The organism is Nocardioides sp. (assembly GCF_035503875.1).
Taxonomy (GTDB): Bacteria; Actinomycetota; Actinomycetes; order Propionibacteriales; family Nocardioidaceae; genus Nocardioides.
In genome coordinates, this window is sequence record NZ_DATJTA010000021.1 from 64,699 (window position 1) to 89,337 (window position 24,639).

21 protein-coding genes and 1 riboswitch are annotated in these 24,639 nt (G+C 73.1%); of the genes, 8 read left to right on the forward strand and 13 right to left on the reverse strand.

From position 1 onward, the window contains the following. Positions 1-31: 31 nt before the first annotated feature. The 3 genes from VMF51_RS05425 to VMF51_RS05435 all read left to right on the forward strand — a co-directional run bounded on the left by VMF51_RS05425 (position 32) and on the right by VMF51_RS05435 (position 2,426). Positions 32-898: an EamA family transporter gene (locus VMF51_RS05425; protein ID WP_325473389.1), complete on the forward strand. Its 867-nt coding sequence runs from the start codon at positions 32-34 to the stop codon at positions 896-898. Between the two features lie 117 nt (positions 899-1,015). Further along, the gene (locus tag VMF51_RS05430) at positions 1,016-1,234 is read left to right on the forward strand and encodes a hypothetical protein (protein ID WP_325473390.1); all 219 of its coding nucleotides are present in this window, start codon (positions 1,016-1,018) and stop codon (positions 1,232-1,234) included. Between the two features lie 40 nt (positions 1,235-1,274). Beyond that, on the forward strand, positions 1,275-2,426 hold the full coding sequence (locus tag VMF51_RS05435; protein ID WP_325473391.1) for a PQQ-dependent sugar dehydrogenase: 1,152 nt from the start codon (positions 1,275-1,277) through the stop codon (positions 2,424-2,426). On the opposite strand, the gene VMF51_RS05440 is transcribed toward VMF51_RS05435, so the two are convergent. The 10 genes from VMF51_RS05440 to ligA all read right to left on the reverse strand — a co-directional run bounded on the left by VMF51_RS05440 (position 2,410) and on the right by ligA (position 14,856). After that, on the reverse strand, positions 2,410-3,237 hold the full coding sequence (locus tag VMF51_RS05440) for an ECF transporter S component (protein ID WP_325473392.1): 828 nt from the start codon (positions 3,235-3,237) through the stop codon (positions 2,410-2,412). The genes VMF51_RS05435 and VMF51_RS05440 overlap by 17 nt on opposite strands. Next, positions 3,234-4,802, reverse strand: a complete 1,569-nt coding sequence (locus tag VMF51_RS05445; protein WP_325473393.1) for an ABC transporter ATP-binding protein — start codon at positions 4,800-4,802, stop codon at positions 3,234-3,236. Before VMF51_RS05445 ends, VMF51_RS05440 begins: the two co-directional genes overlap by 4 nt. Beyond that, positions 4,799-5,896: an energy-coupling factor transporter transmembrane component T gene (locus VMF51_RS05450; RefSeq protein ID WP_325473394.1), complete on the reverse strand. Its 1,098-nt coding sequence runs from the start codon at positions 5,894-5,896 to the stop codon at positions 4,799-4,801. The genes VMF51_RS05445 and VMF51_RS05450 overlap by 4 nt, the downstream gene beginning before the upstream one ends. Continuing rightward, positions 5,893-6,831: a hypothetical protein gene (locus VMF51_RS05455; protein WP_325473395.1), complete on the reverse strand. Its 939-nt coding sequence runs from the start codon at positions 6,829-6,831 to the stop codon at positions 5,893-5,895. Before VMF51_RS05455 ends, VMF51_RS05450 begins: the two co-directional genes overlap by 4 nt. Further along, positions 6,828-8,432, reverse strand: a complete 1,605-nt coding sequence (locus VMF51_RS05460; RefSeq protein ID WP_325473396.1) for a hypothetical protein — start codon at positions 8,430-8,432, stop codon at positions 6,828-6,830. Before VMF51_RS05460 ends, VMF51_RS05455 begins: the two co-directional genes overlap by 4 nt. A gap of 68 nt (positions 8,433-8,500) precedes the next feature. After that, positions 8,501-8,653, reverse strand: a riboswitch (cobalamin riboswitch). Between the two features lie 60 nt (positions 8,654-8,713). Beyond that, complete coding sequence (gene gatB / locus VMF51_RS05465) at positions 8,714-10,207, reverse strand: Asp-tRNA(Asn)/Glu-tRNA(Gln) amidotransferase subunit GatB (RefSeq protein WP_325473397.1); 1,494 nt, start codon at positions 10,205-10,207, stop codon at positions 8,714-8,716. Beyond that, positions 10,204-11,715: an Asp-tRNA(Asn)/Glu-tRNA(Gln) amidotransferase subunit GatA gene (gatA, locus tag VMF51_RS05470; protein ID WP_325473398.1), complete on the reverse strand. Its 1,512-nt coding sequence runs from the start codon at positions 11,713-11,715 to the stop codon at positions 10,204-10,206. The genes gatB and gatA overlap by 4 nt, the downstream gene beginning before the upstream one ends. After that, positions 11,712-12,011, reverse strand: a complete 300-nt coding sequence (gene gatC, locus VMF51_RS05475; RefSeq protein WP_325473399.1) for an Asp-tRNA(Asn)/Glu-tRNA(Gln) amidotransferase subunit GatC — start codon at positions 12,009-12,011, stop codon at positions 11,712-11,714. The genes gatA and gatC overlap by 4 nt, the downstream gene beginning before the upstream one ends. Before the next feature lie 122 nt (positions 12,012-12,133). Beyond that, positions 12,134-12,559, reverse strand: coding sequence for a hypothetical protein (locus VMF51_RS05480; RefSeq protein ID WP_325473400.1), 426 nt, complete (start codon positions 12,557-12,559; stop codon positions 12,134-12,136). Between the two features lie 203 nt (positions 12,560-12,762). Then, positions 12,763-14,856, reverse strand: coding sequence for an NAD-dependent DNA ligase LigA (gene ligA, locus VMF51_RS05485; protein ID WP_325473401.1), 2,094 nt, complete (start codon positions 14,854-14,856; stop codon positions 12,763-12,765). A 172-nt stretch (positions 14,857-15,028) separates the two neighbouring features. Between ligA and VMF51_RS05490 the strand changes: the two genes are divergently transcribed. The 5 genes from VMF51_RS05490 (at position 15,029) to VMF51_RS05510 (ending at position 21,364) form a co-directional block, all read left to right on the forward strand. Continuing rightward, on the forward strand, positions 15,029-15,616 hold the full coding sequence (locus VMF51_RS05490) for a TetR/AcrR family transcriptional regulator (RefSeq protein ID WP_325473402.1): 588 nt from the start codon (positions 15,029-15,031) through the stop codon (positions 15,614-15,616). 55 nt (positions 15,617-15,671) lie between these two features. Continuing rightward, positions 15,672-17,264 carry an MFS transporter gene (locus VMF51_RS05495; RefSeq protein WP_325473403.1) on the forward strand — a complete coding sequence of 531 codons (1,593 nt, stop codon included), beginning with the start codon at positions 15,672-15,674 and terminating at the stop codon, positions 17,262-17,264. Positions 17,265-17,443: 179 nt separating this feature from the next. After that, complete coding sequence (locus VMF51_RS05500) at positions 17,444-18,031, forward strand: TetR/AcrR family transcriptional regulator (protein ID WP_325473404.1); 588 nt, start codon at positions 17,444-17,446, stop codon at positions 18,029-18,031. A gap of 54 nt (positions 18,032-18,085) precedes the next feature. Then, positions 18,086-19,624: an MFS transporter gene (locus VMF51_RS05505; RefSeq protein WP_325473405.1), complete on the forward strand. Its 1,539-nt coding sequence runs from the start codon at positions 18,086-18,088 to the stop codon at positions 19,622-19,624. Between the two features lie 81 nt (positions 19,625-19,705). Next, the gene (locus tag VMF51_RS05510; protein ID WP_325473406.1) at positions 19,706-21,364 is read left to right on the forward strand and encodes an MFS transporter; all 1,659 of its coding nucleotides are present in this window, start codon (positions 19,706-19,708) and stop codon (positions 21,362-21,364) included. On the opposite strand, the gene VMF51_RS05515 is transcribed toward VMF51_RS05510, so the two are convergent. The 3 genes from VMF51_RS05515 to VMF51_RS05525 are packed head-to-tail and all read right to left on the reverse strand — an operon-like array spanning position 21,365 to position 24,608. After that, entirely contained in the window at positions 21,365-22,357 is a 993-nt protein-coding gene (locus VMF51_RS05515; RefSeq protein ID WP_325473407.1) for a methionine synthase, read from the reverse strand. Next, entirely contained in the window at positions 22,354-23,448 is a 1,095-nt protein-coding gene (gene mnmA / locus VMF51_RS05520) for a tRNA 2-thiouridine(34) synthase MnmA (RefSeq protein ID WP_325473408.1), read from the reverse strand. The genes VMF51_RS05515 and mnmA overlap by 4 nt, the downstream gene beginning before the upstream one ends. Then, positions 23,445-24,608 (reverse strand): cysteine desulfurase family protein, encoded by a 1,164-nt coding sequence (locus tag VMF51_RS05525; RefSeq protein ID WP_325473409.1) that lies wholly within the window; start codon positions 24,606-24,608, stop codon positions 23,445-23,447. Before VMF51_RS05525 ends, mnmA begins: the two co-directional genes overlap by 4 nt. Positions 24,609-24,639: the final 31 nt, after the last annotated feature.

A 24,639-nucleotide genomic window follows, 5' to 3' on the forward strand; every position in this document is an offset into this window, starting at 1 on the left:
GACCTCGGAACGTGGCCGCTAGGTTGACCCGGTGACCGCCTCGAAATCATCGCCGGTCTCGCCGATCTGGCTGGTGCTGGTCGGGATCCTCTCGGTGCAGTTCGGCGCGGGCGTCGCGAAGAGCCTGTTCGACGAGGCCGAGCCGACCGCGATCGTCTGGCTGCGGCTGGCCGCGAGCGCGCTGATCATGCTGGCGATCGCCCGGCCGGTGCTGCGCGGCAAGACCCGGGACGACTGGCTGGTCGTGCTGGCGTACGGCGCCAGCCTCGGGCTGATGAACTGGGCGATCTACCAGTCCTTCCAGCGGATCCCGCTCGGCCTGGCGGTCACCATCGAGTTCGCCGGCCCGCTGACCATCGCGGTGCTCGGCTCGCGACGGGTCCAGGACCTGCTGTGGGTCGGCCTGGCCGGGCTCGGCGTGCTGCTGCTCGGCTTCGAGCGGAGCGACCTCGACCCCGTGGGGGTCCTGTACGCGCTGCTGGCCGGTGCCGCATGGGCGTCGTACATCCTGATGAGCGCGCAGACCGGCCGCCGCTGGCCGGGCTTCGACGGGCTGGTCGTGGCCAGCTTCGTCGCGATGCTGCTGCTGACGCCGCTCGCCCTGGGCCGCCACGGCGACCAGCTCGGCGACGGGCGGATCCTGCTCCTCGGCGCGCTGGTCGGCCTGCTCAGCTCGGTGATCCCCTACACCTGCGAGCTGGTCGCGCTGCGCTCGATCCGGCCGTCGGTGTTCAGCATCCTGATGAGCCTGGAGCCCGCCGCGGCGGCACTGGCCGGCATGGTCGTGCTGGCGGAGTTCCTGAGCCCGGTCCAGTGGGCGGCGATGGCCTGCGTCGTCGTCGCCAGCGTCGGGGCGACCCGCTCCGGGCAGGTGCTCGCCGAGCCGGCACCGGACTGAGCCCCGCGATCGTTCACGAGGTGGACACGTTGGGGTGATGCCACGGACGCCTCCGAGTCCTACGCTGGAGGCTCCCCCCAGACCTCACCGCCCGGAGCATCCATGTCCGTTGCCGCGTTGTCCGTCTCTGCCGTCGCTCCCCTCACGAACCTGGTCCACCGGGCCGAACGCCGCCTCGACCGCTGGTCGGTCGACTCCCAGCAGCACGCCCGTCGCAACGCGATGGTCGCCTCGACCGCGCTCGCGCAGCGCCGCGCCGAGCGGCTGGAGGTCGAGGAGTACCTCGCCCACCTCGCCGACGCACCCCGCGCGCCGGGCGTCCGCGACGCCCGCTGACCCGTCCCCGCGGGTGGTGCCCGTCAGTAGAGTCGCCGGCATGAGGCGGATGCTCGCACTGGCGATGGCTGCGGGACTGCTCGCAGGATGCTCGCAGGACGGGTCCGAGGTGACCTACGACATCGAGAGCACCCCGACGGCGACGGCGACCGCGCCCCCTTCGTCGGCGGCTCCGACCCCGACCACGGCTCCCCCGCCGGACGCGAGCGAGTCGGTCTCGAACCGCCCACCGAAGGTGGTCGGGACCGTCGCGACCGGGCTGGCGGCGCCCTGGGGCCTCGACTTCCTCCCCGACGGCGACGCCGTCGTCACCGAGCGCGACACCCGCCGGGTGCTGCGGATCGGCGGTCAGCGGCCGCACCGGGTGACCGAGCTCGGCACGATCGACGAGGCGGCACCTCAGGGCGAGGCCGGCCTGCTGGGCGTCGCGGTGTCGCCGACGTTCGCCGAGGACCGGCAGATCTACCTCTACGTCAGCACCGCCGAGGACAACCGGGTCGTCCGCGCCACCCTGCGGGGCGACCGGCTCGGCGAGCCCGAGCCCGTGCTGACCGGCATCCCCAACGGCTTCCGCCACGACGGCGGCCGGCTCGAGTTCGGCCCCAACGGCTACCTCTACGTCACCACCGGCGAGATCGGCGAGCCGGACCGGTCCCAGGACCGCGACGACCTCGCCGGGAAGATCCTGCGCATCACCCCGGACGGCGAGCCCGCGCCGGGCAACCCGTTCGACAACGAGGTCTGGTCCTGGGGGCACCGCAACGTCCAGGGCCTGGCCTTCGTCGGCGACCAGTTGTGGGCCTCGGAGTTCGGCGACCAGACCTTCGACGAGCTCAACGCGATCCGCGCCGGCGCCAACTACGGCTGGCCCGAGGTCGAGGGCAAGGGCGGCACCGACCGCGGCTTCGTCGACCCGCAGGTCACCTGGAACACCGACGACGCCTCGCCCTCCGGCCTCGCGTACGCCGGGGGCCACCTCTGGCTCGCCGCGCTGCGGGGCGAGCGGCTGTGGCGGGTCAGCCTGACCGACGGCAGGGCCACCGACCCCCAGGCGTTCTTCGTCGGCGACTACGGCCGGATGCGCACCGTCGTCACGGCGCCCGACGGGCGGCTGTGGCTCACCACGAGCAACCGGGACGGCCGGACCGAACCCCGCAGCGGCGACGACCGGATCCTCATCGTCCGGCCCTGACACCGGCCTCCGGACCCTCGACGCGGCCGGTCACCGTCGCCCGCCGAGCGGCCCGGCGCAGCGTGGTCAGCACCGCCGGACCGAGGACGACGATCGCCACGGCGGTCGTGATCGCGCGACCGGTGTCCCAGCTTCCGGTCGAGGTCAGCAGCGTGTAGACGAGGAAGGTCTGCAGGTTGTCGACCACGGGCGCGCCCGGGACGTAGGCCAGCGAGCCGGTGTGCCCGGGCACCTGCACGCCGAGCAGGAACGGCCAGCTCGAGAGGTTCATCAGCAGCCCGTAGGCGTACGACGCCAGCACGCCGTACGCCGCCAGCATCGCGATCTCGGCCCGCCCGGTGACCCTCCGCGGCAGCAGGCCCGCCCCGAGCCCGACCCAGGCCGCGCAGATCATCTGGAACGGCAGCCACGGCCCCACCCCTGCCGTCAGCAGCGCGGAGGCGAACAACGACGTACAGCCCAGGACGTAGCCGAAGCCCGGCCCGAAGACCCGTCCGGCGAGGATCAGCAGGAAGAAGACGAGCTCCACCCCGGCGGTGCCGGCCGAGATGCCCCGGAGCACCGCGTTGATCGCGCTCAGCACGCCCAGGATGGCCAGCACCCGCGGGTCCAGCCCGCCCTCGCTCATCTCGGCGAGCACCACCGCGATCACCAGCGGCAGCAGCGCCAGGAAGAGGAACGGCGGGTCGACCCGGGTGGTGCCCGGCTCGACCTGCAGGAGCAGCGGCCAGCAGAGCATCACGAGCCCGGCGACCGACGCGACGAGCAGCACGACGGCCGAGCGGCGCGAGAGGGCGATGGCGCCGTTCACGACCGGCCGCCCAGGGCTGCCGCCACCTCGTCGACGCGGAGCCACGGCGGACCGAGCACCTTGGTGATCTGGGGAGCGAACGCCGGCGACTCCGAGATCACCCGGCGTACCGGACCGGAGGAGACCACCTCGCCCTCGGCGAGCACCACGACGTCGTCGGCGGACTGGGCCACGAACTCCACGTCGTGGGTGGCGACGAGGACGGCGTGCCCGTCCGCGGCGAGGTCGCGCAGGATGCCGGCCAGCACCCGCTTGGCGGCGTAGTCCAGCCCGCGCGTCGGCTCGTCGAGCAGCAGGACCCGCGGCTGGGCGGCCAGCACCAGCGACAACCCGACCGCGAGCCGCTGGCCCTCCGACAGGTCGCGCGGGTGGGCGTCGTCCGGGATGCCCGGCACCAGCCGGTCCAGGATCGCGCGGGTCGCGGGGCCACCCGCGGCGCACTCCTCGGCGACGGTCTCCAGGTACAGCAGGTCCGCCGCGGTCTGGGGCAGCAGCCCCACCAGCGCCCGCCGGTCGGCGGGCTCCAGCCGGGCCGGGTCCAGCTCGCCGACCCGGACCGTCCCGGCCTGCCGCCGGCCGCTGCCCTGCAGCGCCCACAGCAGCGAGGACTTGCCCGAGCCGTTGCGGCCCATCAGTCCGGTCACCCGACCCGCCGGCACCTGGACGTCGACCTCGCGGAGCGCGACGGTCCGACCGTGCACGACGCTCAGCCCGGTGGCCACCAGGCCCGGCGGCGCGTCCGGCTCGGCAGGTACGGCGGGTGCCGGCAGCGGCGGCAGGTCGCGGGCGCGGCGACGGGCGTCGCGCACGCTCAGCGGCAGCGGCGACCAGCCGGCGGCGCGGCCCAGCTCCACGATCGGGGGTACGACGGGTGAGGTGGCGAGCAGCTCGGCGGGCTCCCCCACCGCGACCCGTCCGTCGCCGGTCAGCAGGCACATCCGGTCCGCGAACGGGACGACGCGCTCCAGGCGGTGCTCGGCCAGCAGCACGGACACCCCGAGGTCGTGGACCAGCCGGGTCAGCGTCGCCAGCACCTCCTCGGCCGCCGTCGGGTCGAGCGCGGAGGTCGGCTCGTCGAGCACCAGCACGCGGGGGTGCATGGTCAGCACCGCCCCGATCGCGACCCGCTGCTGCTGGCCGCCGGAGAGGCTGCGCAGGTCCCGGTCGCGCAGGCCCGCGATGCCGAGCAGGTCGAGGGTCTCCTCGACCCGGCGGCGCATCGTGTCGGCGGGCAGGCCGAGCTGCTCCATGCCGTAGGCGAGCTCCTCCTCGACCGTGTCGGTGACGAAGCCGGCGGCGGGGTCCTGCCCGACGTACCCGATCGCGTGCGCGCGCTCGCGGGGCGGCAGGTGCACGATGCTGGCGCCGTCGAGAAGCAGGTCGCCGCCGAGCACGCCGCCGGAGAAGCGCGGGACGATCCCGGTGACCACACCGAGCAGGGTCGACTTCCCGACGCCGGTCGGGCCGGAGACGAGCACCAGCTCGCCCTCGTCGACGACGAGGTCGACGTCGTCGAGGACCCGGCGGCCGTCGTACCCGAAGGTGATGCCGCGCAGCTCGATCATGCGGCCACCATCCTCGGCGGGGGCGCGATCACCGCGGCGGCGAGTCCCGCGAGGGCGCCGAGCAGCGCGAGCCCGGCGACGGAGGGGACCTCGGTCAGCAGGGGGTGCGCGAGCAGTGGGCTCTCGCGGCCCACCCACCAGCACGCCGCGCCGGTCGCGATCCCGGACAGCGCGACGCCGGTCTCGGCCCAGCGCCACGGGTCCGGGCGGTACGTCGTCCGCTCGGCCCGGCGACCCGCGCTGCGCAGGCCCGCGCCCGCCAGCAGCAGGCCCAGGACGACCATCGGGAGGGCCAGGTAGCGCGGGGCGGTCGTGTCGAGCACGGCGTAGCAACCGATGCACAGGCCGCACAGGCCGAGGAGCAGCAGGGCGCCGGTGGTCCGCCGCGCCCCGCGGCTGGCCCCGGAGGTGCGCCCGTAGCCGCGGGTGTCCATGCCCGCCGCCAGCGCGAGCGAGCGCTCCAGGGCGTCCTCGAGGACGGGCACCAGCGTGCGGCGCACCCGGCCGAACCTCCGCTGGTCGCCCGCCCGCAGGCGCTGCGCGGCACGGACCCGGCGGACGCTGTCGGCGAGCTGGGGCAGCACGGTCACCGCGACGACCAGCGCGGTGCCGACCTCGTAGAGAGCCGAGGGCACCGAGCGCAGCAGCCGCTTCGGGTTGGCCAGCGAGTTGGCGGCGCCGACGCAGATGACGATGGCGGCCAGCCGCATGCCGTCGTACAGGCCCGCGAGCAGGCTCTCGAGGGTGACCGGGCCGAGCAGGGTGATCCCCCGGACCCAGCCCGGCAGCGGGATCTCGGGCAGGTCGAGCAGCACCGTGTCGCCGTACGAGCCGCCGAAGACGAGCCGGAAGACCACGCGGACCACGATGATCACCAGGCCGAGCCACAGGTAGAGCCGGAAGGACCGCCCCCACGGCTGGTCGGAGCGTCGCGCCGCCACCACCAGCGCCGCCACCCCGACCAGGAGCAGCAGCACGAACGGGTTGGTGGTCGTCGAGGCCGCCGTGGCGAGCCCGAGCGCCCACACCCACCAGGCCAGGGGGTGCAGGTCACGCGGAAGCCGTCCGACGCGGGCGGCGGTCGTGACGGTCACGGACCCGACGAGTCCGCACCCCGGCGCCGGTGCACCGCGACGGCGCCGGTCGCGCCGAGGAGCGCCACCAGCATGACCACCACGAGCCAGGTCGGTACGCCGCCGTCCTCGGTGGTCTGCTCGGCGGCCGGGACCACCTCGGGCTCGGAGATCTCGGTCGCCGAGGCCGATGGGGTCTCGGTCGGGACTGCGGGGGCCGCCTCGGGCGCGACGGACGCGCTGCCCGTGGCCGTGGCGGTCGGCGTCTCGGACGGGCTGGGCGTCGCCGCCAGCGACGCCGACGGCGTCCCCGAGCTCGCGGCGGCCGATCCCGGAGCACTCACCTGCGGAGCCGGCGCCCGCGTCGGAGACGTGGTCGCGGCCTTCGAGGGCTGCTTGCTCGGCTTGCCGGGTTGCTTGCTGGGCTTCTTGGTCGGTGCCGTCGTGGGCGCCTTCGTCGGCGCGGCGGGAGCCGGCGGCGCGACGCCCGGGGCAGAGGCCGAGCCCCCACCCTGCTTCCAGGCGAAGGCGACCGAGGACCCCGCGGGGACCTTCAGTGCGGACGCGCCGTAGTTCGCGTAGTTCCAGACGCCGTTCTTCCCGTCGGACCACCACAGACCCCAGTAGGCGTCGGTCGGTGGCGTGTCCACACACGGGTCCTGGGCGGGCTTCGCCGAGACCCGGCAGACGAAGCCCGGCTCGTTCTGGACGTACGTGAGCGGGAAACCTGCGGTCGGGAACAGCGACGAGGCCCGTTGGCCGCCTCCGTTGGCGACGCAGGTTCCCTGGATCCCGCCGCCGAGCTCCTTGAAGTCGACGAGGACGCTCACGCCCGACGCGGTGCTGCAGGTAGCGGCAGCCGCCGGGGCCGATCCGGCCGTGAGGGTCAGGCCCGGACCCACCGCCGCGGCCAGGACGACCGCGGCGGTGAGCCGACGAGTGAAGCGGAAGCTCATCGCTTGACCGTGACGACCTTCGTGTTCTTCCGGTTGGCGAACTGGCCGCGCACGACCAGCTTGCCGCGCCCGACCTTGGTGGCCTTGAACCGCAGCGTCGCCTTGCCCTTCGCGTTCGCCTTGCCCCGGGCGACCTTCTTGCCCCGGTAGCTGACGACGACGGACTCCCCACGCACCAGCCCGCCGACCCGAACGGCGAGACGCTTGCCCTTCCGGATCTTGGTGGCGACGGAGACCGGAAGCTTCCTGGCCCCCAGCCCCGTGATAGCGACCGTCTTCGTCTCGCCACCCGCGTCGACGACCGACACCGCGGTCTTGCGCGTACCGCCGGGCAGCTTCACCGACGCGCTGGCAGACCCCGAGGCGGGCAGCACCACGCGGGTGCGGGCGCCGGCCGCGGTCACGCACAGGGTGTCACCCGGGGCGCCCCGGAGCGAGACGGCCTGGGTCGAACCCGCTCGGACGAGCTTGGTCGTGGCGGACACGGTCGTGGCACCGGCCGCGGCGCCACCCGGTGCCCAGAGGAGGGCGGGCAGAGCCTGGGCCGTGGCCCGCGTGGCGACACTGTTGTCGATCTGGTCGAGCGGACCGGACGCCGCGTTCGCGAAGCCGAGGTCGTCCAGCGTCACCGCACCGGCGTCCTTGGCGGCGTACGTCGCGCAGGTACCCGCGTTCGCGAGCTGGTGCGCCCGCAGCCAGCCGGCCGCCTTCCCAGCGGCGGCCGCGTTGCCCGACACGCCGAGCGCCCAGCCGGCCAGGCCGGTCCGGTTGGCGTTGCCGCCCCACGACCCGTCGGCGGCCTGCTGGGAAGCGAGCCACCCCGTCGCGTCCGCGAGCTCCTCGGCGACCCCGGCCTTCTGGCCCTGCAGCATCAGTACGGCGAGCGCGGTCGTGTCCACGCTCGGGACCGCGGACTCGGCGTCGCACGTCTGGTCGGCTGCGTCCTTCGCGGGGAGGTACTCCTGGAAGAACCCGGCCGCGCACTGCTGGCCGAGCAGGTACGCGAGAGCCTCGTCGGCCTCGTCGGAGGCCGCCAGGTCGAGCGCAGCGACGGCGTACGACTGGGTCAGGGTGCTGTTCCAGTCGTCGCCGGTCGTCTCCACCAAGCGGCCGAGCGTGCCCGCGTCGTCGGAGATGTTGCCCTCGAGGGCGTCGACCAGCGCGTCGATGTCCGCGCCCGTACGACCCTGGGCGAGCAGGAACGACGCGAGCTTGGCGCGCGAGCTGCCGCCGAACGCGTAGTCGCCAATGCCGGCCTGGAGCGCGTCGGTGATCTGGGTGAGCTTGGCGGTCTGACCACCGACCGCGTCGAGGGCGTAGCCCGCGTCGATCGTCAGTCCGTAGTCGAGGTAGTCACCCTCGACGGGGGTCGGGGGCGTCGTCGACTCGTCGAGGTAGGAGTAGAAGACCCGGATGATGTTCGAGGCCTCCGGCTGCGCGGCGAGGTACGCGGCGGCCGACGCCGCCGGGGCACGGTCGACCCCGGCCGGGGCGGCGATCGGGGCGGCCTGGGCCGCGGGCGCCGAGACGGCGACGACCGCAGTCGCGGCGAGGGCGGGCGCGGCGAGCAGGCCGGCCACGCGTCGTACGTGGGTGTTCATGGTTCCTTCCCGCTGCTGAACGAGAAGGTCCTGGAGAGAACCCGCCCGCTGCATTCCTCGGCAGCGAATGGTGAGGACGCGTCGCGACAGGTGCTCCGGCTCGTCGGGCGGTACCTCGTACCGCCCGACCCACGGTTGCGGGTCAGCGCCGGAGTTGGACCGGCTTCCCCTGCTGCGGGCGTTGATGGATGTGTCCGAGCACCATAACGCCGCAGTCCGCGCGGAACGTCATGCGGACGGAGCAACCAGTGGCTCCGTCCGCATGACGTCCGTCACTCAGGTCAGGCGAGCTTCTCCAGGATCAGCTCGCGGACGCGGGCGGCGTCGGCCTGGCCGCGCATCTCCTTCATCACCGCTCCGATGAGCGCACCCGCCGCGGCGACCTTGCCGTCGCGGATCTTGTCGGCGACGTCGGGGTTGGCGGCGATGGCGGCGTCGACCGCCGCACCGAGGGCACCGTCGTCGGAGACCACGGCCAGCCCGCGGGCGGCGACGATCTCCTCGGGCGTGCCCTCGCCGGCGAGCAGGCCGTCGAAGACCTGGCGGGCCAGCTTGTCGTTGATGGTGCCGGCGTCGACCAGCGCCTGGACGGCCGCGACCTGGGCGGGGCTGACGCCGAGGTCGACGACGTCGACACCCGCGTCGTTGGCCCGACGGGTCAGCTCGGCGATCCACCACTTGCGGGCCGACTGGGCGGACGCACCGGCTGCGACGGTCTCCTCGATCGGGCCGAGCAGGCCCGAGGCGACCACGTCGCGCATCTCCAGGTCGGTGTAGCCCCACGCCGACTGCAGCCGCGCCCGGCGCTCGACCGGGTTCTCCGGCAGGGTGCCGCGCAGCTCCTCGACCCACTCCCGGCTCGGCGCCACCGGCACCAGGTCGGGCTCGGGGAAGTACCGGTAGTCGTCGGCGTCGGACTTCGGGCGACCGCTGGTGGTCACGCCGGTGTCCTCGTGCCAGTGCCGGGTCTCCTGGAAGATCGCCTCGCCGCCGTCGAGGATCGCGGCGTGCCGCTGCATCTCGAACCGGACGGCGCGCTCGACCGAGCGGAACGAGTTGACGTTCTTGGTCTCGGTGCGCGTGCCGAGGACGCCGGAGCCCTTCGGCGACAGCGACAGGTTGACGTCGGCGCGCAGGTTGCCCTGGTCCATCCGGGCCTCGGAGACGCCGAGCGCGACGATCAGGTCGCGGAGCTGGCTGACGTACGCCCGCGCCACCGCCGGAGCCTTCGCCCCCGCGCCGAGGATCGGCTTGGTGACGATCTCGATCAGGGGGATGCCGGCGCGGTTGTAGTCGACCAGCGAGTAGTCGGCACCGTGGATGCGACCGGTCGAGCCGCCGACGTGCAGCGACTTGCCGGTGTCCTCCTCCATGTGGGCGCGCTCGATCTCGACCCGGAAGGTCTCGCCGTCGACGTCGACGTCCATCCAGCCCTCGAACGCGATCGGCTCGTCGTACTGGGAGGTCTGGAAGTTCTTCGGCATGTCCGGGTAGAAGTAGTTCTTCCGCGCGAAGCGGCACCACTCGGCGATCTCGCAGTTGAGCGCGAGCCCGATCCGGATCGCGGACTCCACCGCCTTGCCGTTGACGACCGGCATCGCGCCGGGCAGGCCCAGGCAGGTCGGGCAGACCTGGGTGTTCGGCTCGCCGCCGAACGTCGCCGGGCAGCCACAGAACATCTTGGTCGCGGTGTTGAGCTCGACGTGGACCTCCAGGCCCAGCGCCGGGTCGTACGACGCCAGCACGTCGTCGAAGCTGACCAGGGTGTCGGTCATCGGAGGTTCTCCTCGGGAGGTGCGAGCGGGCCGCCCCACTGGGCCTGCAGGGCCGCCTCGAGGGCGGCGCCGACCCGGTAGAGCCGGTCGTCGGCGAGCGCCGGGGCGAGGACCTGGAAGCCGACCGGCAGCCCGTCCTCGTCGGCCAGCCCGGCGGGCAGCGAGAGCCCAGGAACGCCCGCGAGGTTGGCGGGGATGGTCGCGAGGTCGTTGAGGTACATCGCGATCGGGTCGTCGAGCTTCTCCCCCAGCTTGAACGCCGTGGTCGGCGCCGTGGGCGAGACGAGGACGTCGACCTGCTCGAAGGCTGCCTCGAAGTCACGCGTGATGAGCGTGCGGACCTTCTGCGCGGTGCCGTAGTAGGCGTCGTAGTAGCCGCTGGACAGCGCGTACGTGCCGAGGATGATCCGGCGCTTCACCTCGTCGCCGAAGCCGGCGTCGCGGGAGGCCCGCATGACGTCCTCGGCGCTGGGGTTGTCGATGCCCTCGGGCAGCACCCGCAGGCCGTAGCGCATGGCGTCGAACTTGGCGAGGTTGGAGGACGCCTCGCTCGGCATGATCAGGTAGTACGCCGCGAGCGCGTGCACGAAGCTCGGGCAGGACACCTCGACGACCTCGGCGCCGGCCTTGACCAGCAGGTCGACCGACTCCTGGAAACGAGCCAGTACGCCGGCCTGGTAGCCATCGCCGGTCAGCTCGGTGATCACGCCGACCTTCAGGCCGCTCAGGTCACCGGCTGCACCCTCGCGAGCGGCGGTGACCAGGTCCGGCAGCGGCTGGTCGATGCTGGTCGAGTCGAGCGGGTCGTGCCCGCCGATCAGCTCGTGCAGCAGCGCGGAGTCCAGGACGGTGCGGGTGACCGGACCGACCTGGTCGAGGCTGTTGGCCATCGCGACCAGGCCGTAGCGGGAGATCCCGCCGTACGTCGGCTTCACGCCGACCGTGCCGGTGACGGCACCCGGCTGCCGGATCGAGCCGCCGGTGTCGGTGCCGAGGGCCAGCGGCACCTCGAACGCGGCGACCGCGGCCGCGGAGCCGCCGCCGGAACCGCCGGGGATCCGGTCGAGGTCCCAGGGGTTGCGGGTCGGACCGTACGCCGAGTGCTCGGTGGAGGAGCCCATCGCGAACTCGTCCATGTTGGTCTTGCCGACGATCGGCAGCCCGGCCGCCTTCAGCTTGGTGACCACGGTGGCGTCGTACGGCGGGATCCAGCCCTCGAGGATCTTCGAGCCGCACGTGGTCGGCAGACCGTCGGTGGCGAGCACGTCCTTGACCGCGATCGGCACCCCGTCGAGGGGGTGCAGCGGCGCGCCGGCCGCGCGGCGGGCGTCGGAGGCGGCAGCCTGCTCGAGCGCGCCCTCGGCGTCGACATGGAGGAACGCGTGGACGTCGGCGTCGACCGCGGTGATCCGGTCGAGGACCGCCTGGGTCAGCGCGACGGAGGTGATCTCGCCGGCGGCGAGCGCGTCGGCCGCCTGCGCGGCGGTGAGGCGGGTCAGGTCACTCACTGCTCGTCCCCCAGGATCCGCGGGACGGCGAAGCGCTGCTGCTCGGAGGCCGGAGCCCCGGACAGCGCCTGCTCGGCGGTGAGGCTCGGCACCACGACGTCCTCGCGGAAGACGTTGGTCAGCGGCAGCGGGTGCGAGGTCGGCGGGACGTCGTCACCGGCGACGCCGCTGATCGACGCGACCGACTCGAGGATGACCGACAGCTGGGGCGCGAGGTGGTCGAGCTCCGCGTCGTCCAGGTCGATCCGGGCGAGCGTCGCCAGGTGCGCGACCTCGTCTCTGGTGATCTCAGGCATGGTCTCCATCCTAGGAGAGTCCGCGCGCCGACCCACGGTCGGTCGGCCCCCGATCTCCCGGACGCACGATGCGCCGCCACCCGGTCGGGTGGCGGCGCGTGCGAGGTCGTACGACGGAGTCCTCAGCAGCGACGGATCTTCTTCAGCTTGATCGGTCCGCCGTCGCCCATCTGGCCCTGGAACTGGAATGCCTCCAGCGTGTAGCGCTTGTCCTTGCGGATCTTGACCGAGACGAGCTTCGACGTGACGCCCTTCTTGACGATGGGGGTCGCGGCCCGGTCGACCTCCTGCTCCCCCTTGAGGACGATCAGGCCGACGCCGACCTCGGCCTCCCGGCCGTTGACGACGCGGGTGACGACCTTCCAGCTCTTGCCGTTCGGCGTCGCCTTCTTGCAGGCCTGCTGCTTGGCTCCGGACCAGGTCTTGATGGTGGTGAACTTCGCCGCCCGCTCGGCGGGTTGGCCCGGGGTGGCCTGGGCGACGGCGGGGACCGCGAGCAGCACGGCCGAGGACACGGTGAGGGCGATAAGACGTCCGTTGAATTGCATGTGCCGAGGTTGGCATCAAGCGGCCGAGCGCGTGGCGAAAGGCAGAAACCAAAGGGGTGAGGTTTGGCGCCGGCGGACCGCGGCGGCTGCTGCTTCATCACGGTATGCCGACGAGTTGGCACTTGCCACGGCGTACCCACCGTGGGAACTGCCGCCTCGTCTGCATACCGTGATGTGCCTGCAACCAGCGCGCCGCGACGCCACTACCCCTCGACCGGCGGCGGCCCGTTCTCCAGCAGCGCGGTGAAGCCCGCCTCGTCCAGCACGGGTACGCCGAGCTGCTCGGCCTTGTCGGCCTTGGAGCCGGCGTTCTCGCCGACGACGACGAAGTCGGTCTTCTTGGAGACCGAGCCGGCGGCCTTGCCCCCGCGGGCAAGGATCGCCTCCTTGGCGGAGTCGCGGCTGTAGCCGTCGAGGGAGCCGGTGACGACGATGGTCAGCCCCTCCAGGGTGCGGGGCGTGGACTCGTCGCGCTCGTCGGCCATCGAGACGCCGGCCGCCGTCCACTTCTCGACGATCTCGGTGTGCCAGTCGACCTTGAACCACTCGATGACGGCGGCGGCGATGGTCGGGCCGACGCCCTCCGCGGCCGCGAGCTGCTCCTCGGTGGCCGCCCGGATCGCCTCCATCGAGCCGAACTCCTGGGCCAGCGCTCGGGACGCGCTGGGGCCGGTGTGACGGATCGAGAGGGCGACCAGGACGCGCCACAGCGGGACGTCCTTGCGTGAGTCGAGGTTGTCGAGGAGCCGCTGGCCATTGGCCGAGAGGACCCGGTCGCCCTCCTCGGTCTTCTTCGCCGCTCGTGTGAAGAGCTCGGTGCGGAGCAGCTGGTCGGCGCTCAGGTCGAACACGTCGCCCTCGTTGGTGATCACCCCCGCGTCGAGGAGCGCGGTGGCCGCCTCGTAGCCCAGGCCCTCGATGTCGAAGGCGCTGCGCCCGGCCACGAAGTAGACGCGCTCGCGGACCTGGCCGGGGCACCGCTCGTGGTTGGGGCAGCGCAGGTCCTTGTCGCCCTCCTTCTGCTCGGCGAGCGTCGTGCCGCACGCGGGGCACTCGGTCGGCATCACCCACTCCGCCAGCCCCTCGGGTCGCAGCGGCAGCACCGGCCCGACGATCTCGGGGATCACGTCGCCGGCCTTGCGCAGGATCACCGTGTCGCCGGGGCGCACGTCCTTGCGCCGCACCTCGTGGGCGTTGTGGAGGGTGGCGTTCTCGACCGTCGAGCCCGCGACCCGCGTCGGCTCCATGACGCCGTACGGCGTGACGCGGCCGGTCCGGCCGACGTTGACCTCGATGGAGAGCAGCTTGGCGTTGACCTCCTCGGGCGGGTACTTGAACGCGATGGCCCACCGCGGCGCCCGGCTCGTCGAGCCCAGCCGACGCTGGAGCGCGACGTCGTCGACCTTCACCACCACGCCGTCGATCTCGTAGGGGACGATCGTGTGCCGCCGCTCCCCCGCGTCGGCGATGAACGCCTCGACCTCCCTCAGCGTGGGGACCACGCGGACCGCCTCGCTGGTCGGGAGCCCCCAGGCCGCGAGTGCCTCGTAGGCGTGCGACTGGGCCTTCGGCTCGAAGCCGCGGCGCTCGCCGATGCCGTGGCAGACCATCCCGAGCGCGCGCGTCGCCGTGACCCGGGGGTCCTTCTGGCGCAGCGAGCCCGCCGCGGCGTTGCGCGGGTTGGCGAAGACCGGCTTGCCGGCATCGGTCATCGACTCGTTGAGCCGCTCGAACGCGGCCACCGGGAGGAAGACCTCGCCGCGCACCTCGATCAGCTCGGGCACCGGGAACTCCTCGGTGCCGCTCAGCCGCCGCGGCACGGAGTCGATGGTGCGTACGTTCGGCGTGACGTCCTCGCCGGTCGTGCCGTCGCCGCGGGTCAGGGCGCGGACCAGCAGGCCGTTCTCGTAGAGCAGGTTGATCGCCAGTCCGTCGACCTTCAGCTCGCACAGCAGCTCGGGCGCCTCGATGCCGTCGCGGCCCAGCCGGGCGTACCACGACTCCAGCTCCTCGACCGAGAAGGCGTTGTCGAGGCTCTCCATCCGGCGCAGGTGGTCGACGGCGGTGAACTCGGTGGAGACCGCGCCGCCGACCTTCTGGGTCGGCGAGTCCGGCGTCCGCAGCTCCGGGAACTCCTCCTCGAGCGCCTCGAGGGCTCGCAGCCGCTGGTCGAAGTCGGCGTCGGACAGCGTCGGCGAGTCCAGGACGTAGTAGCGCCAGCGCGCGTCCTCGATCTCCTCGCTGAGCCGGCGGTGCTGCTCGCGGGAGTCCTCGGTGGCGGGCGTCGGCTCGGTCATGCGCCTATCTTGCCGCCCTCCTCCGACACTCGACCGCCACCCCTCGGCACCCACTCGGCCGGTGGTCTGGACCACCCGGGAGGCGGCGGGAACAACTCGCGCCCCCTCGACTGTTGGCGATGAAACGAAACGGTTTCGTTTCATTTGTGTCGACCATCACAGGAGAGTTCAGATGACCCCGCCCGAGGCAGCCGTCCAGCGGCCCCGCGTCGAGGGTGACCGCGAGCAGGAGATCCTGGCCGCCACCCTCGAGGTCCTCGCCGACGTCGGCTACGACCGCCTCACCATGGACGCTGTCGCGACCCGGGCCAAGGCCTCCAAGGCGACGCTCTACCGCCGCTGGACCAACAAGGTCAGCCTCGTCGTCGATGCCGTGGCGAACTCGAAGGGACCCCAGCAGGTGCCGGACACCGGCAGCCTGAAGGGCGACCTGGAGAGCATGTTCTGCGGCCTGGGCGGCCTCGCCGACCCCCAGGCGGTCGCCACGTTCGGCGCCGTCGTCACGGCCCTGACCCGCGACCCGGCGTTCGCCGAGGCGTTCCGCCGCGACGTGATCGGCCCCAAGATCGCGACCTCCCGCCTCGTCTGGGAGCGCGCCGCCGCGCGCGGCGAGCTCCGGGAGGGTCTCGACCTCGACCTCTTCGAGCCGGCCCTCGCCGGCATCGTCATGCACCGCGTCTTCGTCATGGGCGAGGTGCCCGACCCCCACCTGATCACCAGCGTGATCGACCAGATCATCGTGCCCGCAGCGACCCGCTGAGCGCCGACCCGCACCTTCCGACCACCACACGGAACCCAGAGAAGGAAATCCCTCCATGACCGACCTCGCGACTCCCGAGGCCCAGCCCTCGGAGAAGAAGCTGCACCTGGGTTGGGCGCTCGTGCTCATCTCGATGGCGCAGCTGATGGTGGTGCTCGACGCCTCCATCGCGAACATCGCCCTGCCCTTCATCGGCAACGACCTCAACATCGACGACGCCAACCTCACCTGGATCGTCACCGGCTACGCCCTCGCCTTCGGCGGCCTGCTGCTGCTCGGTGGCCGGCTCGGCGACCTCTACGGCCGGCGCCGGATCTTCATGGTCGGCCTGACGATCTTCGCGGTCGCCTCGCTGCTCGGCGGCTTCGCGCAGAACGAGGCCATGCTCCTGGCCTCCCGCGGCCTGCAGGGCCTCGGCGCCGCCCTCGCCTCCCCCGCCGCCCTGGCGCTGATCACCACGACGTTCCCGGCCGGCCCGGCGCGCAACCGCGCCTTCGCCGTGTACGCCGCCATGTCGGGCGCCGGCGCGGCCGTCGGCCTGATCCTCGGCGGCTGGCTCACCGGCCTCGACCCGATCCTCGACCTCGAGGGCTGGCGCTGGACGTTCCTGATCAACGTGCCGATCGGCCTGGTCGCGGCGTACCTCGCCCCGCGCTTCCTCAACGAGTCCGAGTCGCACCCCGGCGAGCTCGACGTCCCCGGCGCCATCACCGGCACCCTCGGCCTCCTCGGCCTGGTCTACGGCTTCACCCGCGCCGGCGAGGAGGCGCACGGCTGGGGCGACCCCTGGACCATCGCGTCGCTGGCCGCCGGTGCCGCGCTCCTCGCGGCGTTCGCGGTCGTCGAGTCCCGGGTCGAGCACCCGCTGCTGCCGGTCCGGGTCTTCGCCAACCGCACCCGGGCGACCAGCTTCCTGGTGATGATGGTGGTGCCCGCCGCGATGTTCGCGATGTTCTACTTCCTCAGCCTCTTCATCCAGCTGGTCGTGGGCTACAGCCCGCTGCACACCGGGTTCGCGTTCCTGCCGTTCTCCATCGGCATCGTGATCGGCGCGGGCATCTCCTCGAACCTGGTCAACCGGATCGACCCGCGGTTCATCGCCGGCACCGGGACGCTGATGGCGGCCGTCGCGCTCTTCGGCTTCTCCCGCCTGGAGGTCCCGACCGGCGCGGCCGACCTGCTCGCCCTGGGCAGCGGCGGCCACCTCGGCGCCGACGTGAACTACTGGACCTCGGTCTTCCCGTTCATCATCCTGATGGCCGTCGGCATGGGCGCGGTGTTCGTGCCGCTCACCCTGACCGCCGTGCACCACCTGCGGCCCGAGGACTCCGGCATCGGCTCCGGCGTCCTCAACACGATGCAGCAGGTGGGGGGCGCGCTCGGCCTGGCCATCCTGAGCACGGTCGCGCTGCACTTCGCGGACGGCACCAAGACCGACCTGGCCCGCGACCTGGTCGCCCAGGGCGTCCCGGTCGAGGACGCCGGCGCGCTCGCCTTCCTCGGCTCCTTCACCGAAGGTGCGACGGCCGCCTTCCTGGTCGGCGCCGCGCTGGTCGCGATCGGCTCGATCGCGGTGTGGGCGTTCCTCAACGTCAAGCACGAGGAGCTCGCCACCGACGGCCCCGAGGGCGGTGTGCACGTGGGCTGACCCGCCCCTGCGCACGACGTACGACGGCCCGCCCGGCCACCCCGGGCGGGCCGTCGTACGTTCCGGCACGTCCCGTTCACGGAAAAGGTGTGGCGACGGGGCCGCCCGAGTCCTACGCTGACCCGAGGACGAAACGAAACCGTTTCGTTTCATGAACGGTGAGCAGACCGGGAGTGCCGATGACCCCGCCCGACCCGGCCGCCCTGCGGCCCCGCGTGCAGGGCGACCGCGAGCTGGAGATCCTCGAGGCCACCCTCGTGGTGCTGGCCGACGTGGGCTACGACCGGCTGACCATGGACGCCGTGGCCACCCGGGCCAAGGCGTCGAAGGCGACGCTCTACCGGCGCTGGACCAACAAGCTCAGCCTGGTCATCGACGCGCTCGTGCACTCCAAGGCGATGGACGAGGCGCCGGACACCGGCAGCCTCCAGGGCGACCTGGAGGCGGTGTTCTGCGGCATCGGCGGGCTCGCCGACCCCAACGGCGTCGCCACCTTCGGCGCGATCGTCACCGCCCTGACCCGTGACCCCGAGTTCGCCGCGGCCTTCCGCCGCGACGTCCTCGGCCCCAAGATCGAGGCCTCGCGCGCCATCTGGGCGCGCGCCGCCGCCCGCGGCGAGCTGCGCGACGGCCTCGACCTCGATCTCTTCGAGCCGGCCCTCGCCGGCATCGTCCTGCACCGCGTCTTCGTGATGGGCGAGGTGCCCGATCCCACCCTCATCAGCCGGGTGATCAGCCAGATCATCGTGCCCGCAGCGACCCGCTGAGCGGCGCGAAGCCCGACCTCCGGCGACCCCGGAACCAGCGAAGGAACGACTCCCATGACCGACACCACCCGCGTGGAGGAGCCTGCCGCTCCCGGCGCCGGCCGGCACCTGGGCTGGGCACTCGTGCTCATCTCGGTGGCGCAGCTCATGGTCGTGCTCGACGGCACGATCGTGAACATCGCCCTCCCCTACATCAAGGAAGACCTCGGCATCTCGGCCGCCAACCTGACCTGGGTCGTGACCGGCTACGCGCTGGCCTTCGGCTCGCTGCTGCTGCTCGGTGGGCGCCTCGGCGACCTGTACGGCCGGCGCCGGATCTTCATGACCGGCCTGATCATCTTCGGCGTCGCCTCGCTGCTCGGCGGCCTGGCCACCAACGAGGGGCTGCTGCTCGCCGCCCGGGGCCTGCAGGGCCTCGGCGCCGCGCTGGCCTCCCCCGCCGCCCTGGCGCTGATCACCACGACGTTCCCGGCCGGCCCGCCCCGCAACCGCGCCTTCGCCGTGTACGCCGCCATGTCGGGCGTCGGCGCGGCCGTCGGCCTGCTCCTCGGCGGCTGGCTCACCGGGCTCGACGGCATCTTCGGACTCGACGTCGAGGGCTGGCGGCTGACGCTGCTGATCAACACCCCGATCGGCATCGTGACCGCCCTGCTGGCGCCGCGCTTCCTCGCCGAGTCCGAGACGCATCCCGGCGAGCTCGACCTGCCGGGCGCCGTCACCGGCACCCTCGGCCTGCTCGGTCTGGTCTACGGCTTCAGCCGCGCCGGAAGCGAGGGCTGGAGCGACCCGTGGACCATCTCCAGCCTGGCGGCCGGCGCACTCGTCCTGGCCCTGTTCCTGTTCATCGAGAGCCGGGTCGAGCACCCGCTGCTGCCCTCGCGGGTCTTCCTGAACCGCACCCGGGCCGCCAGCTTCGGGGCGATGTTCCTGGCCCCGGCCGCCATGTTCGCGATGTTCTTCTACCTGAGCCAGTACATCCAGGTCGAGATGGGCTACAGCCCGTTGAAGGCCGGCGTCGCGTTCCTGCCGTTCTGCCTCGGCCTCGTGGCCGCGGCCGGCATCTCCTCCAACCTGATCAGCCGGATCGACCCCCGCTACCTCGCGGGCGTCGGCACCATCCTGGCGGCGAGCGGGCTGTTCGGGTTCTCGCGGCTGCCGTACGACACCACGGCGCCGGTCGTGCCCGAGACCGGGAGCTACGCCACCGACCTGCTGCCGTTCATCCTGCTGATGTCCTTCGGCATGGGGATGACCTTCGTCCCGCTCACCCTGACCGCGGTCCACCACCTGCGACCCGAGGAGACCGGTATCGGCTCGGGGGTGCTCAACACCATGCAGCAGGTGGGCGGCGCACTCGGACTCGCCGTGCTGGCCACGCTCGCCACGCAGACCTTCACCGAGCGGGCCCAGGAGCTCGGCCCGGCGATGGCCGACCCGGCCGTCCAGAGCCAGGTGTTCACCGAGGGCGCGACCAACGCCTTCCTGCTCGGCGCGATCCTGATGCTGGGCGCCTCGCTCATCACCTGGGTGTTCCTGAACGTGAAGCACACCGAGCTGGCGACCGACGGCCCTCCGGGCGCCCACGTGGGCTGAGTCCGACGGACCGGGCGGACGGGGCTGCCCCGTCCGTCCGGTTCACCGCAGGACATGGTCTATATGATCTATCCTGCGGCCGTGACCGACTCGACCACTGCCGCCCCGACGTCCGGTCCGGCCGTCGGCGCCCACCTGGGGCGCGCCCTCGTCCTGATCTCCGTCGCCCAGCTGATGCTGGTCCTCGACGGCACCATCACGAACATCGCCCTGCCGCACATCGCCCGCGACCTCGGGATGGGCGCGGCCGCGCTGACCTGGGTGGTCACGATCTACGCGCTGGCCTTCGGCGGCCTGCTGCTCCTGGGCGGTCGGCTCGGCGACCTGCTGGGCCGCCGTCGTACCTTCACCATCGGCCTGGTCGTCTTCGCCGCCGCGTCGCTGCTCGGCGGCGCGGCCACCGAGGGCTGGATGCTGCTGGCCGCCCGCGCGCTCCAGGGCGTCGGGGCGGCGCTGGCCTCCCCCGCCGCCCTCGCCCTGATCACCACGAACTTCCCGGCCGGTCCCCCGCGGAACAAGGCGATGGGCGTCTTCGCCGCGATGTCGGGCATCGGGGCCGCGACCGGCCTGCTGCTCGGCGGCTTCCTGACCGGACTGGACAGCATCTTCGGCATGGACGTCACCGGGTGGCGCCTCACCCTGTGGATCAACGCGCCCATCGGCCTGGTGGCCGCCCTGCTCGCGCCGCGCTGGCTCGCCGAGGCCGAGCGCAGCCCGAGCCGCCTCGACATCCCCGGCGCCGTGACCGCCACCCTCGGCCTGTTCTGCCTGGTCTTCGGCCTGTCCCGGGGCGGCGAGGCCGACCACGGGTGGAGCGACCCGGCGACCGTGGTCACCCTCGTCGCCGGCGTCGTGCTGCTGACGGCGTTCGTCCTGATCGAGCGCCGCGTCGCGAACCCGCTGCTGCCGCTGCGGATCGTCCTCGACCGCACCCGCGGCACCAGCTTCGGGGCCATGCTCTTCGCGGCCGCGGCGATGATCTCGATGTTCTACTTCAACGGCCAGTTCGTGCAGCGGATCATGGGCTACGAGCCGCTGCACGCCGGCGTCGCGTTCCTGCCGTTCTCGGCCAGCGTGATGCTCGGCGCGGGCCTGTCCTCGGCGCTGGTGAGCCGGATCGGGGTCCGCGTGATCACCGGCACCGGCACGCTGGTGGCCTCGCTCGCCCTCTTCGGCTTCTCCCGGTACGACGTCGACGACTCCCCCGTCGCCGTCCTGCGGAGCCTGGCGCCCGGCGGAGAGCCGCTCGGTGCCGACGTGTCGTACGCGACCTCGATCCTGCCGTTCCTGGTGATGATGGGCGTCGGCATGGGCATGACGTTCGTGCCGATGACCCTGACCGCCGTCCACGCCGTACGCCGCGAGGACTCCGGCGTCGGTTCCGGCGTCCTCAACACCGTCCAGCAGGTCGGCGGCGCGCTCGGCCTGGCCATCCTCGGCACCATCTCGCTGCACGCGGTCAACGGCCGCACCGAGGACGTCTCCGGGCCGCTGCGCGACGGGCTCGCCGCGAGCGGGGTCGATCCCGACGCGTCGGTGCCCGGCGGCGCGATGTCGTACCTCGACTCCGCGCTCTACACCGCGACGTACACCGAGGGTGCGACGAACGCGTTCCTCGGCTCGGCGCTGCTGATGCTGGTCGCCTCGCTGCTGATCTGGACCTTCCTGCGGGTCACGCCGGCCGAGCTCGCCCCGGCGAAGGACGCCGCGGCGCCGGCACCGGTGGCCGACCCCGTCTGATCAGCCCAGGTGGGACGCCGCGGCCCGGACCAGGGTCAGGGCCCGGCGTGCCCACTCCGGCGAGGCGCCGGCCAGTCCGCAGGCCGGGCTCAGCACGAGCCGGGATCCGACCTCGTCGGGGTCGAGACCGAGCATGTCGAGCCAGCGCAGCACCGACTCGGTGACCTGAGCATCGGTGGGAGCCGTCGCCGGGTCGGTGCCGGGCACCACGCCCAGCGCGACCGTCTCCCCCGCCTCCAGCGCCTCGGCGAGCGCGTCGTGGTCGGCCGCGGCCAGGACGGCCAGGTCGGCCGAGAGCCCCCGGGCGCCCGCCGTGCGCAGCAGCTGCCACGGGGTCCCCGGGGCGCACGAGTGCACCCACGGCTCCGCGCCCTGCTCGGTGATCGTCTCGAACACCCACGTGAGTGCCTGCGATGCCTCGGGCAGGTCGACCGAGCGGTGCTTGTGGAACCCGGAGGCGGTCGGCACCTGCGCGCCCAGCACGGCCGGGAGTGCGGGTTCGTCGACCTGGACGACCAGGCGGTCGACGCCCGGCAGCCGGCGCCGTACGTCGCGGACGTGGTCGCGCAGCCCCTCCGCCAGGGCCTGGGCCAGCTCGCGCCGGGCCCCGTGGTCGGAGAGCACCTTGTCGCCGCGCGGCTTCTCGACGGTCGCGGCGAGCGTCCACGGTCCGGCGACCTGCACCTTGAAGACGCCTTCGTACTCCTGGGCCTGCTCCTCCAGCGCGTCGAGGTCCTGGGCGAGCAGGCTGCGGGCGCGGCGGTGGTCGACGCCCGAGGCGTCGGTCAGCCGCCAGCCGGCCGGCTGCAGGTCCACGCCCAGCTCCGCGACGAGCGCTAGCGCGCGCCCCGTCATCTGGGCGGTGACGCCGCGGCCGGGGACCTCGGGCAGGTGCGGGAGGTCCGGCAGCTCGCCCACGACGACGCGCAGCGCCTCGTCGTACGCGTGCTGGTCGGAGCCGGGCAGCGACCCGACTCCCGTGGCGAGCGTCATGCGGGCTCTCGCTCCGTGGCGGCGATGGTGGCGGAACCGACGACCCGGGTGCCGTCGTACACGACCGCGGCCTGGCCGGGCGCGATGCCGTACGCCGGGGCGTGCAGCTCGACCTCGACCTGGTCCCCGTCGACCGTGACGGTCGCCGGCAGCTCCTCGCCGTGCGCGCGCAGCTGCACGGACCCGGCCAGCCGGGTCGGCACCGTCCCGCACCAACGCGGCTTGATGCCGCGCAGCCGGTGCACCGCCAGCCGGTCCCGCGGCCCGACGGTCACCGTGCCGGAGACCGGTTCGATGTCGAGCACGAAGCGCGGCTCGCCGTCGGGGGCGGGGGTGCCGATGCGCAGGCCCTTGCGCTGCCCGATCGTGTAGGCGTAGGTGCCGTCGTGCCGCCCGAGCTCGACGCCGGCCTCGTCGACGATGGCCCCACCGTGGTTGGGTGCGCGCTCGCCGAGCTTCTCGCGCAGCCAGCCGGCGTTGTCGCCGTCGGCGACGAAGCAGATGTCGTGGCTGTCCGGCTTGTCGGCGACGAGCAGGCCGCGGCGGGCCGCCTCGGCGCGCACCTCGGGCTTCGGGGTGTCCCCCAGCGGGAACAGCGAGTGCGCCAGCTGCTGCTGGTCGAGCACGCCGAGGACGTACGACTGGTCCTTGCCGCCGTCGACCGCCCGGTGCAGCTCGATCAGGCCGTCGCTCCCCGTCCGCAGCTGCGCGTAGTGACCCGTCGCGACCGCGTCGAAGCCCAGCGCGAGTCCGCGCTCGAGGACCGCGGCGAACTTGATCTTCTCGTTGCAGCGCAGACACGGGTTGGGCGTCCGGCCGGCGGCGTACTCGTCCATGAAGTCCTCGACCACGTCCGCGTGGAAGCGCTCCGAGAGGTCCCAGACGTAGAAGGGGATGCCGATCACGTCGGCGGCGCGCCGTGCGTCGTTGCTGTCCTCGATGGTGCAGCACCCCCGCGCGCCGGAGCGGTACGACGCGGGGTTGCGCGACAGCGCGAGGTGGATGCCGGTGACGTCGTGGCCGGCCTCCGCGGCCCGTGCGGCCGCGACGGCGGAGTCGACGCCACCGGACATGGCGGCGAGGACCTTCATGCCTTCGCTGCCCGGGCCCGTTCGACGCACGGGCCGATCGCCTCGACCAGGGCCGCGACGTCGGCGGCGGTCGAGGAGTGGCCGAGCGAGAACCGCAGCGAGCTGCGCGCGTCGGCCTCGCTCCGGCCCATCGCGAGCAGCACGTGGGAGGCCTGCGGCACGCCCGCGGAGCAGGCCGAGCCGGTGGAGCACTCGATGCCGCGGGCGTCGAGCAGCATCAGCAGCGAGTCGCCCTCGCAGCCGGGGAAGGAGAAGTGGGCGTTGCCGGGCAACCGGCGCACCGGATCGCCGTTGAGGACGGCGTCGGGGACGACGGCGAGGACGCCGCGCACCAGCTCGTCCCGGAGCGCCGAGACGCGGGCCGCGTGGTCGGCCTGGTGCTTCACGGCCAGCTCGACGGCCGCCGCGAAGCCCGCGATCGCCGGGGTGTCGAGGGTGCCGCTGCGGATGTCGCGCTCCTGACCCCCGCCGTGGACGAGCGGCGTCAGCTCCAGCTCGCGGCGTACGACGAGGGCGCCCACGCCGTACGGGCCGCCCACCTTGTGGCCGGTCAGGGTGAGCGCGTCGACGCCGGAGTGCGCGAAGTCGACCGGCACCGCGCCGACCGCCTGGACCGCGTCGGTGTGCACCGGCACGCCGTGCTCGGCGGCGAGCGCGACGACCTCCTCGATCGGCTGGAGCGTGCCGACCTCGTTGTTGGCCCACATCACCGAGACCATCGAGACCGGGCGCTCGGCCAGCAGCCGGGCCAGCTCGTCGAGGTCGACGCGGCCGGTGGCGTCCACGGCCAGCAGCCGGACCTCGGCCTCCTCGCCCTCGGCGAGCCAGTCCAGCGGGTCCAGGACCGCGTGGTGCTCGACACTGCTGGAGATCAGCCGCGGGGCGGGGCCGAGCTCGGCGACCCGCGACCAGTGCAGGCCCTTGATCGCCAGGTTGTCGGCCTCGGTGCCGCCGGAGGTGAAGACCACCTCGCCGGGCCGGCAGTTGAGCGCCTGCGCGATGGTCTCGCGCGACTCCTCGACGACGCGCCGGGCGTGCCGGCCGGAGGCGTGCAGCGAGCTGGGGTTGCCGACCTCCAGCAGGTGCTTCGTCAGTGCCTCGACCGCCGCGGGCACCATCGGCGTGGTGGCGGCGTGATCGAGGTAGACGGGGTCGGACATGTCGGGTACCAGCGTACGGCTCGCCGCCCAC

Bases quoted from the DNA above. Each gene is read 5' to 3' on its own strand.
- mnmA (WP_325473408.1), bottom strand. From the start codon at position 23,448: ATGAAGGTCCTCGCCGCCATGTCCGGTGGCGTCGACTCCGCCGTCGCG.
- VMF51_RS05490 (WP_325473402.1), top strand. From the start codon at position 15,029: ATGACCCCGCCCGAGGCAGCCGTCCAGCGGCCCCGCGTCGAGGGTGAC.
- gatB (WP_325473397.1), bottom strand. From the start codon at position 10,207: ATGACCGACACCCTGGTCAGCTTCGACGACGTGCTGGCGTCGTACGAC.
- VMF51_RS05525 (WP_325473409.1), bottom strand. From the start codon at position 24,608: ATGTCCGACCCCGTCTACCTCGATCACGCCGCCACCACGCCGATGGTG.
- VMF51_RS05495 (WP_325473403.1), top strand. From the start codon at position 15,672: ATGACCGACCTCGCGACTCCCGAGGCCCAGCCCTCGGAGAAGAAGCTG.
- VMF51_RS05435 (WP_325473391.1), top strand. From the start codon at position 1,275: ATGAGGCGGATGCTCGCACTGGCGATGGCTGCGGGACTGCTCGCAGGA.
- VMF51_RS05505 (WP_325473405.1), top strand. From the start codon at position 18,086: ATGACCGACACCACCCGCGTGGAGGAGCCTGCCGCTCCCGGCGCCGGC.
- VMF51_RS05500 (WP_325473404.1), top strand. From the start codon at position 17,444: ATGACCCCGCCCGACCCGGCCGCCCTGCGGCCCCGCGTGCAGGGCGAC.
- VMF51_RS05445 (WP_325473393.1), bottom strand. From the start codon at position 4,802: ATGATCGAGCTGCGCGGCATCACCTTCGGGTACGACGGCCGCCGGGTC.
- ligA (WP_325473401.1), bottom strand. From the start codon at position 14,856: ATGACCGAGCCGACGCCCGCCACCGAGGACTCCCGCGAGCAGCACCGC.
- gatC (WP_325473399.1), bottom strand. From the start codon at position 12,011: ATGCCTGAGATCACCAGAGACGAGGTCGCGCACCTGGCGACGCTCGCC.
- VMF51_RS05455 (WP_325473395.1), bottom strand. From the start codon at position 6,831: ATGAGCTTCCGCTTCACTCGTCGGCTCACCGCCGCGGTCGTCCTGGCC.
- VMF51_RS05515 (WP_325473407.1), bottom strand. From the start codon at position 22,357: ATGACGCTCGCCACGGGAGTCGGGTCGCTGCCCGGCTCCGACCAGCAC.
- VMF51_RS05460 (WP_325473396.1), bottom strand. From the start codon at position 8,432: ATGAACACCCACGTACGACGCGTGGCCGGCCTGCTCGCCGCGCCCGCC.
- VMF51_RS05480 (WP_325473400.1), bottom strand. From the start codon at position 12,559: ATGCAATTCAACGGACGTCTTATCGCCCTCACCGTGTCCTCGGCCGTG.